Annotated in this window: 18 protein-coding genes; 1 reads left to right on the top strand and 17 read right to left on the bottom strand. The window is 55.1% G+C overall.

Going from position 1 to position 11,479, the window contains the following annotated elements; genetic code table 11:
* Positions 1-43: 43 nt before the first annotated feature.
* The 17 genes from L692_RS30855 to L692_RS0122245 all read right to left on the bottom strand — a co-directional run bounded on the left by L692_RS30855 (position 44) and on the right by L692_RS0122245 (position 9,803).
* Positions 44-754, bottom strand: coding sequence for a hypothetical protein (locus L692_RS30855; RefSeq protein WP_025702205.1), 711 nt, complete (start codon positions 752-754; stop codon positions 44-46).
* A 105-nt stretch (positions 755-859) separates the two neighbouring features.
* Positions 860-1,441 carry a hypothetical protein gene (locus L692_RS30850; protein WP_156940552.1) on the bottom strand — a complete coding sequence of 194 codons (582 nt, stop codon included), beginning with the start codon at positions 1,439-1,441 and terminating at the stop codon, positions 860-862.
* A 44-nt stretch (positions 1,442-1,485) separates the two neighbouring features.
* Positions 1,486-1,635, bottom strand: coding sequence for a hypothetical protein (locus L692_RS32085; RefSeq protein WP_156940551.1), 150 nt, complete (start codon positions 1,633-1,635; stop codon positions 1,486-1,488).
* 51 nt (positions 1,636-1,686) lie between these two features.
* Positions 1,687-2,250 carry a hypothetical protein gene (locus tag L692_RS0122310; RefSeq protein ID WP_025702203.1) on the bottom strand — a complete coding sequence of 188 codons (564 nt, stop codon included), beginning with the start codon at positions 2,248-2,250 and terminating at the stop codon, positions 1,687-1,689.
* A 120-nt stretch (positions 2,251-2,370) separates the two neighbouring features.
* Complete coding sequence (locus L692_RS0122305) at positions 2,371-2,790, bottom strand: hypothetical protein (RefSeq protein WP_025702202.1); 420 nt, start codon at positions 2,788-2,790, stop codon at positions 2,371-2,373.
* Positions 2,771-3,004: a hypothetical protein gene (locus L692_RS0122300; RefSeq protein WP_025702201.1), complete on the bottom strand. Its 234-nt coding sequence runs from the start codon at positions 3,002-3,004 to the stop codon at positions 2,771-2,773. The genes L692_RS0122305 and L692_RS0122300 overlap by 20 nt, the downstream gene beginning before the upstream one ends.
* A gap of 3 nt (positions 3,005-3,007) precedes the next feature.
* Complete coding sequence (locus tag L692_RS32080) at positions 3,008-3,157, bottom strand: hypothetical protein (RefSeq protein WP_156940550.1); 150 nt, start codon at positions 3,155-3,157, stop codon at positions 3,008-3,010.
* Positions 3,154-3,474 carry a hypothetical protein gene (locus L692_RS0122290; protein WP_025702200.1) on the bottom strand — a complete coding sequence of 107 codons (321 nt, stop codon included), beginning with the start codon at positions 3,472-3,474 and terminating at the stop codon, positions 3,154-3,156. Before L692_RS0122290 ends, L692_RS32080 begins: the two co-directional genes overlap by 4 nt.
* Complete coding sequence (locus tag L692_RS0122285; RefSeq protein WP_025702199.1) at positions 3,455-4,180, bottom strand: hypothetical protein; 726 nt, start codon at positions 4,178-4,180, stop codon at positions 3,455-3,457. Before L692_RS0122285 ends, L692_RS0122290 begins: the two co-directional genes overlap by 20 nt.
* Positions 4,161-4,361 carry a hypothetical protein gene (locus L692_RS32075; RefSeq protein ID WP_156940549.1) on the bottom strand — a complete coding sequence of 67 codons (201 nt, stop codon included), beginning with the start codon at positions 4,359-4,361 and terminating at the stop codon, positions 4,161-4,163. Before L692_RS32075 ends, L692_RS0122285 begins: the two co-directional genes overlap by 20 nt.
* Before the next feature lie 106 nt (positions 4,362-4,467).
* On the bottom strand, positions 4,468-4,797 hold the full coding sequence (locus tag L692_RS0122280; RefSeq protein ID WP_025702198.1) for a hypothetical protein: 330 nt from the start codon (positions 4,795-4,797) through the stop codon (positions 4,468-4,470).
* 4 nt (positions 4,798-4,801) lie between these two features.
* Positions 4,802-5,344: a hypothetical protein gene (locus L692_RS0122275; protein WP_025702197.1), complete on the bottom strand. Its 543-nt coding sequence runs from the start codon at positions 5,342-5,344 to the stop codon at positions 4,802-4,804.
* A gap of 219 nt (positions 5,345-5,563) precedes the next feature.
* Positions 5,564-5,902 (bottom strand): hypothetical protein, encoded by a 339-nt coding sequence (locus L692_RS0122265; RefSeq protein ID WP_025702196.1) that lies wholly within the window; start codon positions 5,900-5,902, stop codon positions 5,564-5,566.
* 55 nt (positions 5,903-5,957) lie between these two features.
* A complete protein-coding gene (locus L692_RS33660; RefSeq protein WP_051503562.1) occupies positions 5,958-6,698 on the bottom strand; it encodes a transposase in 741 nt (246 codons plus the stop codon).
* 830 nt (positions 6,699-7,528) lie between these two features.
* Positions 7,529-8,863 (bottom strand): DRTGG domain-containing protein, encoded by a 1,335-nt coding sequence (locus tag L692_RS0122255; protein ID WP_025702195.1) that lies wholly within the window; start codon positions 8,861-8,863, stop codon positions 7,529-7,531.
* A gap of 162 nt (positions 8,864-9,025) precedes the next feature.
* The gene (locus tag L692_RS0122250) at positions 9,026-9,307 is read right to left on the bottom strand and encodes a hypothetical protein (protein ID WP_025702194.1); all 282 of its coding nucleotides are present in this window, start codon (positions 9,305-9,307) and stop codon (positions 9,026-9,028) included.
* A 151-nt stretch (positions 9,308-9,458) separates the two neighbouring features.
* Positions 9,459-9,803, bottom strand: coding sequence for a YlbF/YmcA family competence regulator (locus tag L692_RS0122245; RefSeq protein WP_025702193.1), 345 nt, complete (start codon positions 9,801-9,803; stop codon positions 9,459-9,461).
* A gap of 173 nt (positions 9,804-9,976) precedes the next feature.
* Between L692_RS0122245 and L692_RS0122240 the strand changes: the two genes are divergently transcribed.
* Positions 9,977-11,344 (top strand): YheC/YheD family endospore coat-associated protein, encoded by a 1,368-nt coding sequence (locus tag L692_RS0122240; protein ID WP_025702192.1) that lies wholly within the window; start codon positions 9,977-9,979, stop codon positions 11,342-11,344.
* Positions 11,345-11,479: the final 135 nt, after the last annotated feature.

Below are 11,479 nucleotides of genomic sequence, written 5' to 3'. Positions count from 1 at the left end.
CCCGCGGGCCCCGCCGTCGCACGGAAGCACCCCCGGCACGCAGCTACAACTGATCGACTTGCTCGATGGAAACACTCCCGTTCGTGCCTTCCGCGCCGGGAGTACCCGCCGATCCGGACCCCCCGTTCGCCCCGTCGCTCGCGGTCGATGGCGGCACGCCCGGCTTCGAGCCGTTCACTCCTCCGGGGCCGCCTACACCGCCACTCCCCCCCGGGCCGCCTGCTCCGCCTACACCGCCGGTTGAATTCCCGGATACAGGTTGTATCAGAGAAGCCGTCACATACCGGACGATAATATCGCCGCCGTTGCCGCCGTTGCCTCCATTGCCTCCGTGTCCGGCATTGCTGCCGCTGCCGCCGACACCGCCCAGCGCAGGCGGCAGTGAATCCTCGCATTTGGACGCTTGTTGCCCGGCATTGCCGCCGGCGCTCCCATTGCCGCCATTGCCGCCGTTACCGCCGTTGCCGCCATTACCCCCTTGACTAAGAATCGTAATAACTGACTGCGTGACGATTTCCCCGCAGCGCAGCACGAAATCAAACGCGTTTTCTCCCGCGCCGCCATTGCCGCCGCTCTCTCCGCTCGTCGGCGCGTTAAAGCCCGGCTGTCCATTCGTTGCTGGGGTACAGTGAGGATTGTCATGTTTGTCGTACGATCCGTTTTGCCCGTTCGCTCCGTTTTGCGTTGCGGTTTGCCCGTCCACACCTGCCGCTCCCGCGACCCCGTTCGCGCCTTGAATGACAATATCGCTCATATGATCGTTCCTCTCCTAATAGTGATGCCCGGCTCCATGATGCGTTCCATGTAAAGATTGGAATGCAAGATCTGGCTTGGATACGGCCGTTAGCCACAAAACTGTTTAATTGATCGGCACGTTATTGACGTAAATTCTACCCGGCGTGCCGGTGGTGCCATTGGAACCGACCTTGCCCGCATTGCCGCCGCCACCGGTAGGACTCCCCTGGCCGCCGGAGCCCGCGTTGCCGCCCCGGCCACCCTGTCCGGCTTTGCCCTTGTTCGGATTGGGCGAGAACTGAAACGACGTGCCGGGAGCAGACGACGAGTAAATAATATTAACCGTTCCTCCGTTACCGCCATTGCCACCGGGTTTTCCAGACTGGCCGGTGCCTCCCTTCCCAGGCTGGGTGCTGCACGAATTTTTCCCGCTGGAGCCGGAAGAGCCTTTCGACCCGGCTGCGCCGTTGCCGCCTGTTGCGCCTGACTTGCCGTCTTGGCCTTCGTTCGTAATCGTCGGGTTTGAGCCGTCGTTGCCTGGCTGCTGGGTAAAGGTATTGGACAATATTTTGACTATCCCGGTCGTGGTAATACGCCCGCCCGGCTCTACCGTTATCGTATTGAAGCTGAACGTCACCGGTTGGCTGGAGCCTCCTTGCAAGTTTGCCGTATGACCGCTCCGCACGATTAAGTCGTTCGCCGCCAAAATGGCCAGCTCCGTCGGGGAAAAATGCTTCTGAATAACTTCCTTTACAAAAACCGGCTCCACGACGGACGGAACATTGCGGAAAAGTGTACCGGATCCGGGCCGGTCACATCAATCGTCTCCTTATGGATAATGTCTTCCGTTAGACCGTAACGGGACATAAACGTATTCCGCAATTGATTGACTAGGCTCATCGCTTGGCGCCTCCTCAAGTTTTACAAAGTTCCTGCTTGAAGCTGGTTGGCTTACTGCTTGACGAATTTGTTAGCAATAATAATGACGGGAGTATGGCAAAAAATTTGCCCGCCCGGCTCCAGCGTAATCGAATTGACATTGAGGATGAGCGGATCGTGGCCTTCCTCAGGCTCGATCACAAGCGGATGGTCTGGTTTGACGACGATATCTTCCACGGAAAACACGCCGGCCTGAATCGGAAAATATCTCCGTTCCACGATGCTCAAGTAGCTTGACACCGTCTCCTCCTGCCCGGCTAGAATGGCGCGCAGAGCGGCATATACTTGGCGCTCCTCCGATTCGTTCAGATGTTTGGCATCTGCTTCTTGCCTGCTTTGCGGCCAAGGCTCCGGAATATTTCGGGGAGCGGCCGCTCCCGAGGAGCCGCTGACAAGAACCTTCAATTCCTCAATCGTATGGATCGACACAATCTTGGCCTCCACCGCCGACGGTACCTGCGGCTTGGTAGATAAATACGTCGGCCCCGGCTGGCCCCCGGTGGTCAGCGTGCCTTGATAGATGTCCGCTTCAGTTAAACCCAACCTGCTGGACGTTTCTTTGAACAAATCGACCACGTGTTCCCCTCCTTATAAAGTAGAACCATATTTATGAAAAAGCCCCTGCCCGTCTCTAACCGCAGTACATGATGAAGCAGGCGGGCAGAGACGCTTCATCCAGTAATTTGGGACCGGTTCCTACGATGCCGGAATGCTGTATACTTGCAGGCTGCTGCCGCTGCGGATGACATCGTACGTTTTGGAACCGTCGATGACGTACCAGAAGCCGCTTTCGCTCACCGTCTCGATCCGCGTGGAGGCGGTAAGCGTAACCCCGTTCGCCGCAAAGTCCGCCCGTACGGCAGTCACGTCGTGATTGTCGAAGTTCGGCTGCTTCTCCAGCGGAAGATCGAACAACGGCGGCGTTGGCGTCCAGTGGTTGATGCTCGGCTCCGTCCGGTTGTTCGGTCCAACGATCGCCTCGTAATTGAGCGTGTACACGCTGCGCCAAACATTGATGACGAACTTGGCCGCGCTTATATATTGAGGACCCGTCGGCTGCAAACGGGAGTTCAGCGTCCGCACGAGGAACGAGCCGTCAGGGTTGTAAATATCCATGCCTGTAATTGCTCGTCACGCTGCCGCCGGACACATACGAGAGCACGTAGATGTACCCTTTCGCCTCTACGGCGACGTCGAAGTACGTAATATCCGTGCGCCCGTCCGGATTGTAGAGCTTCATGTGCGACAAATAGCGGTTCACATTCAACTGCCGGCTGTTCGTCTCATCCTTGGCTATATAGTAAGACTTCGCGCCGGTCCGGTCTTCCACGACTCAAATGCTGCCCCCGGCGCGCACATCGACCTCAACGTCTGTCAGCGCATTGTTGACGTTAAGCACGTTGCCCGCTTTCTTGATGTCGAAGACGGCGCTCCGAGTCGGGTCGGTAATTTTCCACTGCTGGCCTTGCACGACAATCGTCACAAAAGCGCTGATGTCATGACGAAGCCCGGCTTGCCGTCCATCGAATCGACACGGCGCAAATGAAACTGGTTATTGCGCGTATCAACGATAAAGTTGTTCAGGCTGACCTCGCGATCTTGCCCTTCCTTCGGCTCGACGCCGAACTGGTCGTAAGCGATTGCCAGTTGGACGACAAATCCCGTCTCGGACAGCTTGAAGCGCGACTGCGGATCGGCCAGCACGGACAAGTTTTGCGCCAAATAATTTTGGCTGCTGGCGCTCCATACATAGCGACCTGATACGCCTGTCCGTTTAGCGTCATGCCGACCGGCTTGCACAACCGGTTGCCCCCGCTGCTACAATCGAGACTCGCCACTGTCGCCGTCGGCAAATCGCCCGCACGCCAGACGTGCTTTTGACTCGAAGCGTCGTAAACGATTTTTTGCTTATATTTGTACTGCGTATCCTGTGTGAGCGGGACGAGATTTCCGTAATATTGCCTGAAGGCCGCAGCGAAGTTAAGCCGTCGTCCGGGAATGCGGGCAGCCATTCGCCCTGGTATTTGCCACACAACCAGCTGCTTTCGGAGTAAATGCCCGCCATAATTTGCAGCTTGCCTCCGACCGGAATGTCCGCGAACGTCAGCTTAAGCAGCGTGCTGGACGTCGTCTCCGGCATTTTGCCCTTCAGCACGAAGTTCGTTCCGCCCTGATATTGCACGGTCACCTGATAGTGATGGGAGACGGCTGTGTCCGGATTTCCGGCTTCGCCGTGTTCCGGGTCCGGCTTCAAGGTAAACTCCAGATCCATGGAACGGGCCACGGTGGCCGACAGCGTCGATGCAGAGGACATAATTTCACCCGTCGTAACCGCCATGGCGGCGACATTAATGGCCATGTTCGCCGCCCGTAGCGCCCAGCCGACGAACGGAGGATTGGTCGCAGGCGCAGCCGCTGTAATTTGGCCCGTAATTTTCAGCGCGAGCTTCTCCCCTTCTTCACCAGCATACCGGCAACCGCATTGGCTACGGTGGACAGCGCCCACTTCGTATGGCCGAGTGCAGATGCCGTCGCCACCCCCTGCCGACGATTGGAAAAGCTACGCTCAATACGGCGATAATGTTATCCCAATCCTCGACGAAATCGTTAAACCATTTGGAGCTTGTAATCGCCGCTCCCGCTACGAGGAAGATGGTCGGAATGCCATACTGCATAATGCCCGTCATCAGCGACCCGACCAGCGCAATGTCCTTATCCCACTGAGACGTGCCTAGACCGCCGAACAGCAGCTTAAGGCTCGTCGCATCGCTTGGAAACTTAAATAACAGTGTTTTAGGATACAGTCGGCATCGGCATGCCCATCTCCGAGTTGACCGCCGAGACCGGCGTAATAAATTTTTTGGAATCCGTCTCGAACCAGCTTCGCATAAATTCCGGAAGCTTCTCTTCCCAGCCAGCCGGATTTTTAATCTGCTCGCCTTTCTCGTTAAAAAACTGCGCAAACGCGCCGAGCGACCGCAAATACGCATTTTTCACTTCGATGGAAAACGTTCCGTCTGCATGGAACTTCAGCGAGCCTGCATCCACGCCCAGACCATGATTTGGCGCCAGCTCCTTCACCGTCCACTTGAACTGCAGTGTGGCAAGCCCCAGGCCCTTCACCCCACTAGTATGCTCGGCGAACGGTGACTATGCTGGAGCCGCTATTGTCCTGGTGCTCGCTCGCCGTCTTACCCTGGTTTACGCTCCACGTCTGGTTTTGCAGCTCGGTATCGTTGCTCGCCGTCCGCATCGCTCCGACGTGCGGCACTGTGGCCGCATCTGTCGTCATTTCCGACCATTTGTACTCCAAAACACGGTCGCCTACTTTGCGTTCAGCCAAATCGAACTCAAAATAAAGCGGGTTGCCGTCCTTATCGACGGAATCGGTAATGGTCGCCCATCCGCCCGTCGAGCTGGCTTGGCCTTGTCTGCTGATGATGGTTGCCAGCTCGCGAACCCGGTTGTATTGCGCCGGATTGATGATTTCCGACGGGTAAATATGATCGCCTGTCACAATGGCGGCCGTATAAGGCCGGTTGCCCGTGGCGGCACTGCGGAGTGCATGTCCAGTATGCGCTTTCACAACAACCTTTTCCGTACCCACCCAAGTGGTGAGTTCTTGATCCGTGTAGCCCTCCACCAGTTGGAAATGAAATGTTTTTGGCATGTACATTCTCCTTTTCACATTTACTCCTGAGCCACAAGGGACATCGATAAGGCCTGGATAATTTCCATATTTTTGATTATAGCAAAATACCGGAACATTTGGTAATATTTTTTACGAAAATCAAAGCTTGCGGGAACGAAAATTCTGGACATGACAAACCAGGGCTGCCAATGGCAGTCCTTTACTTAGGGGGATCGATCATTTGATCGAATAGACTTCTTATAACAATCCCAGATATCCGGAAAATTGGAAGATGTCACTCTCGTGATGTTTAACAAAGTCTAGGTCGCACCTAAGAAAATCGATCAAACTAGCCATTTCGTCGCCGGAAATTACAGAGAACAACCTTTTCATTCGATTACGCATCGCTTTTGGATGTTTAAGCAAGCAACAATCCTTATACTTTTTATACCGTTTACGACGAATAAAGCTTTTCTCATCAAACTGACCATCGGAAACACTCTGTACATGGCAATATTCCATTAAATCAATAACGAACTCAGCAGCCGTTCTCATTTCTTCATGAATAGATTCCGGCTTATCCAAATTTACGAGCATCGATACGTCCCCCCTTGTCTAGTTACTCCTTCCTCCGATAATTACGATAGTGCCATTACTCCTCTAATCGAAATCGTTCATAACCGGGGCCAATCTTTCCAATAATTTTCTCGACTTGTTTCAACGAAATGTTAGCGTCCATAGTATTGTTAATAAACTGTCTGGCAAACTCCCCTACCCGTTCATGTTCCATAAACAACTGCGCACTTACCTCGCCTCTATCAGCACCGAAGGTAGAGAGGGAAAGCGGTATCGCTTTAGTTGGCGTGGCTTGATCTTTCGAAGCTTCTATGAAAAATGTCTGTTCCGGAAAAGCATCCTCTACGGAGTCATCGTCCTGGACTTGCTTTTCAATCTCCCGCAGCCCCCACAAGCTCTTCTTGAGTCCGGTTTTGAGTTTGCGGTCCAGATTGACGACGGGTTTAGCAATATCTTTAAGATAGTGGTATGGGCAGTATTGGTATGGCGTATCCGGCCACGTTTCCTCCATGGCCAAACGAATAGATTTCTGACCGTCGCTAACCAGACCAATGACCGGAAGCCCGAGGTCTTTCAAGGGTTTCAGGAGCGCCATAAGTTCCGTTTTCGATCCGCTTTTCAGATTCTTTGCGGCCAAAATCCGACCGCTAAACCCTTCACGGACCACATAAAGGGTTTCATTCCCTTTCTCCGGCTGGACACCGTCCATGGAGAGAAGAAGACCTTTGTATGTCTCTACAACAGACGTTAAATCCTTTTTTACGTCAGGGGTCAGAGAAGCACGAAGTAAGGTGAGATACCATTCGTACAGATGCATGGCATGACGTTCCGAGGTCGGGATTCCTCGCTCTTTCAAGGCTTCAGAGATTTCGGTAACCGTCTAATGCTGCTTGAAACGCATGACGCCTACAAGGGCCAACACGTCGTAGGCGTACGAAGTATATTTTAAACAGAGCGCATCGGCCTCTACCGAGGTGAAACATCGTTCCGCTTTCCCGCAAGCTGCATTCGGACAGTGGTATGCCTATTCCAGGCCTCCAGAATTCCGTTCAGAGTCGCTACAATTTTATGCGAAGCGGTATGGTGCCTTTTCAGTTTCGTCCCACAGTCAGGACAATGTGTAAGTTCCGGTCGAAAATAAACTCGTTTCTCGGGTGTCAGTCGATTTTTAGGTAAGTCCCTGTTAGGTTTCATGATGATCCCTCCAGAACTTGTCTTACCCTCTATTACCCATTTTCTGGAGTGTTAGCTTTTTAATCAACGGTAGTTTTTTTTCCCCTACTTAACGTCTGTGAGATCTCCCCGGGTAAGAGCGATAACCTTCCCCTCATCTATCTGCCACATTTACATGATGAGATTCGGGCAGTATTGGACTTTGCTTTGTCATGCAAGCTCGTCCGTCCCATCATGCCTTCTATGTGGTTTCTGTTCGTCAGACCGAGGGTTTGCCTCCGGCTTCCTTCAGATTCTGCCTCACGGCAGACACCCTTGCCTTTGGCTAACAGTTCCTACTGCCAAGCCTGTAGCGGACTTTCACCGCCAAGTTATCGCCCATGCCGGGCGCACATGAAAAAGGACCCCGTCTTTGGAAGACGAGGCCCTCGAAGTGCTGTTATGTAACGGCCCGGCGGAGGATTCCGCGGCAGGCTATCCATGGTCGATCGACTGGAGCATCATAACGGACTTGGCAACCAGGCTGTCGTGATGGGTGATCTCGATCTCCAGCTTGCAGGTCCGGCGGCTGCTCTCAAGCAGCCTTGGCGTCACGATCACGGAGTCCTCGATCTGGACCGGCCGCACAAAGTAGGTGGACATATTGTCGAGCACATGATCGCTCCCGGTAATATCCTTCGCGGCCTTGAAAGCGGAATGCATCATCAGCGTCGAAATGACCCCTTCGGAGATCGTTCCGAGGTCCGTCGCCATCTGCGGGGTAATGAAGCCGTGGAAGAACAGCCTGCCCTCCTCATTCCGCTCCTCTGCGAACCCGTTCCAGATGAGATGGTCGAAGGTCTCCCCGAGCTGCGGCTGGTTGCGCACATCCCTCAGACTTTGCAGCACCTCCTTGCGGGTAAGCGAGCCTACCAGCTTGCGGTTGCGGTCGATAATGGGCAGGAAATCAATGCCTTCCCACATCATGATCTGGGCCGCCGAGGCAAGCGAGGTCTGCAGGCCCGCTGTAACCGGGCCGCGGACCATCATCTTCTCGATGGTTTGGTCCTCGGGCAAATCCTCCACATCGCGGCGGCCGACAATGCCGATGACCCGGTTCCATTCATCCGTGACGGGAAACCGCTGCTCTCCGCTCTCCTTGGAGAGACGGAGAAGCTCCCCGGCCGTGCTGGATATCTTCAGCGTGTTGATCCGCGGCTTGCGGTCCACAATATCCTCGACAAGCATAATCTTCTTCTTGATCAATCTGTCAAAAATCGCGCGGTTGATCATATAGGCCACGGTAAAGGTATCATGGCGCGAAGAGATGACCGGAAGATCAAGCTTGTCCGCCAAATTCTTGACCTCGCGGCTTGTTCCGAAGCCGCCGGTCACCAGCACGCCGGCGCCCTGCTCCAGCGCCAGCGAATGCACATCGTCGCGGTTGCCGACGATCAGCAGGCTGTCCGCGTCAATATAGCGGATCATCGCGTCGATCTTCATCGCGCCGATTACATATTTATGCAGAGGCTTGTCCAGTCCGTTCGCGCCTCCGAGCACATGTCCCTCGACAATGTCAACCACATCGCCAAACGTAAGCTGCTCTGAGATGCCCCGGGGCTTCTTCTCTACCCGGACGGTTCCGATGCGCTCCTTGGTAATGACAATACCGAGGTTCTCCGCTTCCTTGACCGCCCGGTAAGCCGTTCCCTCACTGACGGCCATTTCCCTCGCCAGCTTGCGGACCGATATTTTGGCGCCCACCTTCAAGTTTTCAATATGCTGCAGCAGTTGTTCGTGCTTTGTGACTGCATCGCCTTGATTTTCCAACTGTTACACCCCCGAACTGAAAACTGTATCACACTGTATCTGTATTGTAGTCGCAATCGGGGGCGAACGTCAAATGATTCGTGAGTCTCTTGCCGCCTTGGCTCCGGTTCAACATCAAACGGCCTGCCGGACGATTGCCGGACAGGCCGTATGCCAAAAGGGCTATAGTCTTTGGGCCGCTCTGCCTTCTTTGCTCCATTTCTCCTGCCACATTTCGAGCTTCGCCTTGCGCACCGCTTCCATCCGCTTCGTCTTCTCCTCGTCCACCCCGATAATAAAATGCAGATGGGCGGCGATCACGAGCAGGGCAAACACTACCCAAACCAGCCCGAACACGAACACCGGCGCCGGCCCCTCCGGCGACAATCTCGGCAGCGCATACAGCAGCATGGCCAGCGCCAGGACAAGGTAGAGCGCATGCTTGAACTTGTTTCTTTTTCTCATTTTCTCAGACAGCTCCTTCGTAATGAATCTATACTCTACTCTATGAGCATGGCGTCCGGATTATGAGACAAGTTATACAAAATGCCGAGAGACCGCGGATGAGGACAAGATCGGGGTTATGGGCCGGTGGGCGCCATCTTTGCAAGCCGCTCTAGACGTCCGCTCCGTACAAATGCTCCAGGCTGCCGGAAATAATCTTGTTCACATCTTCGATGATGACGCTCAGGCGACGTTCCGCTTCGAACAGGCGGCGGATGCCAAGGTTCAGGTTCAGCACCTCGAACAGCTTCTCCATCTTCTCGATCTCCTCCTGAGCCGGCATTTCCCCGGCCATCATCCGTTCCTGAAGCTCCTGCTGGCCGCTGCGGAAATTGTTCAGCATCCGGCTGCTCTCTGGATCGGCCTCCACCAGCTTAAGCGCGGCGGCAATGTCCGTCACCTCTCCGCTCTCCTTGATGGCCCGGGCCAATTCATGCGCCTTATCATAGATGTTCATGGCTTTCCCTCCTAAAGGTTGTGTCAGCATAACTGTATAAATATACTTCGGCAAAACCGCCTTCGGACGATGGGTCAATCACCAAGGGGCGTATGACTCCATATGATGGATGATATGTAGACCTCAGCTGTCAAACAGCCGGCATCACGCTGCCTACCGGAAGGAGATCCACGATGTCAAAGCTAAAGATCCCGGTCCATACGGTGCACTCCGGCATCCTGCAGGAGAACGCCGTCATGCTCGGCGACCGGCTCATCAAAAAACTTAAAATCCCGGCGCACGGACCGCTCCTGCTCGCCTTCGGTTCTTTCCGTCAGGAGGTCACTGTCATTCCGGCCCCCCGATCCGACAGCCTGCGCGTCAGCGAAGGCTTGGCGCGAAAGACCGGATGGAGGGCGCGGAATGTGCTGAACGCCTCCTACAGCTCCCGAAGCCGGACCCTTCGCCTCGGTCCGCTGATTGGCGTGCTCGTCAGCCGGGAGCATCCCGAGCATCCCGAGAGGCTGTTCGGTCCGATCACGCTGTTCTGCCGGGAATTGACGAACGCCTGCCGTACGCAGGGAGCTTTTGTTTATTTTTTTACGCCTGAAGCGCTGGAGAGCGCCGGCTCCACGGTTTCGGGGTGGACGTATGACGAGGGCTGGAAAAGATCGAAGCTGCCCGTCGCCGACGTCATCAATAACAGGCTTACGACGCGTAAAGCGGAGAATAAACCTAGCGTACAGCATTTTTTGGCGGAAGTAAAATCGCGTTACGGCACCCATTACTTCAATGAAAAATTCCTCGACAAGACAGAGGTGTTCGAAGCTCTGCGGCATGATCCCGCTCTTCAGCGGTACTTGCCGGAGTCCCACTCGCTCAGCGGGTTTGCGGTCCTCAAGAAAATGTGCGGGCACTACCCCGTCGTCTTCCTCAAGCCCGTACGCGGCAGTCTCGGCAAAGGCATTCTGCGCATATCCCGCGAGGAAGGCGGCGGCTACAGGCTGCAATCCACGACCCCGCTAGGAACCCGCAAGCAGAGCTATCCCAGTCTTGCCAAATTGTATCAGACAATCGCTCCGAAGATGAAGACCACCCGCTTTCAGATCCAGCAGGGCCTGCCCTTGATGGAGATCGGACGCAGGCCGGTCGATTTCCGCGCGCTCGTGCAAAAGAACGGCACCGGGAAATGGAATGTCACCTCAATCGTCGCCCGAACCGCCGGAAACAACCACTTCGTCTCGAATCTCGCCCGGGGCGGCAGCCTTAGCACCGTCCGCGAGGCGGTTGGCAAAAGCTCGATTCCACCCGGCGCCAAGGAAAACGCGAATCTTCAGCTCCCCCGGGCCGCGCTTGCCATAGCCAAAGGAGTCGAGGCCCATATTCCCGCCCATTTCGGGGAGCTAGGCATCGATCTCGGAATGGATCAATCGGGACGGATCTGGCTCCTGGAGGTCAATTCCAAGCCATCCAAAAACGACAACACCCCGCTGAACGATACCAAAGTCAGGCCGTCCGTCAAACAGATGATCCAATACTGCCGCTATCTGGCCGGCCTATAAGGAGGACGCTATGCCTGAGAGCGAACTGGGCTGTCTCGGCATCCTGAGCGGACGGGGCGGCAAGGATTCCCCGGTGTCCGAACCCGTCTTCTGCAGCCTGCTCTGCCGGGCAGCCCCCTCCTACGGTCTTCGGGT

Source organism: Paenibacillus forsythiae T98, from assembly GCF_000520735.1.
Taxonomy (GTDB): Bacteria; Bacillota; Bacilli; order Paenibacillales; family Paenibacillaceae; genus Paenibacillus_AQ; species Paenibacillus_AQ forsythiae.
Note: the sequence above shows the minus strand (reverse complement) of the source record. Positions and strands in the feature narration are given on the sequence as shown.

Bases quoted from the DNA above. Each gene is read 5' to 3' on its own strand.
- L692_RS0122240 (WP_025702192.1), top strand. From the start codon at position 9,977: ATGTCAAAGCTAAAGATCCCGGTCCATACGGTGCACTCCGGCATCCTG.
- L692_RS32085 (WP_156940551.1), bottom strand. From the start codon at position 1,635: ATGAGCCTAGTCAATCAATTGCGGAATACGTTTATGTCCCGTTACGGT.
- L692_RS32075 (WP_156940549.1), bottom strand. From the start codon at position 4,361: ATGACGGGCATTATGCAGTATGGCATTCCGACCATCTTCCTCGTAGCG.
- L692_RS30855 (WP_025702205.1), bottom strand. From the start codon at position 754: ATGAGCGATATTGTCATTCAAGGCGCGAACGGGGTCGCGGGAGCGGCA.
- L692_RS0122275 (WP_025702197.1), bottom strand. From the start codon at position 5,344: ATGCCAAAAACATTTCATTTCCAACTGGTGGAGGGCTACACGGATCAA.
- L692_RS0122245 (WP_025702193.1), bottom strand. From the start codon at position 9,803: ATGAACATCTATGATAAGGCGCATGAATTGGCCCGGGCCATCAAGGAG.
- L692_RS33660 (WP_051503562.1), bottom strand. From the start codon at position 6,698: ATGCATCTGTACGAATGGTATCTCACCTTACTTCGTGCTTCTCTGACC.
- L692_RS0122305 (WP_025702202.1), bottom strand. From the start codon at position 2,790: ATGGATATTTACAACCCTGACGGCTCGTTCCTCGTGCGGACGCTGAAC.
- L692_RS0122250 (WP_025702194.1), bottom strand. From the start codon at position 9,307: ATGAGAAAAAGAAACAAGTTCAAGCATGCGCTCTACCTTGTCCTGGCG.
- L692_RS0122265 (WP_025702196.1), bottom strand. From the start codon at position 5,902: ATGCTCGTAAATTTGGATAAGCCGGAATCTATTCATGAAGAAATGAGA.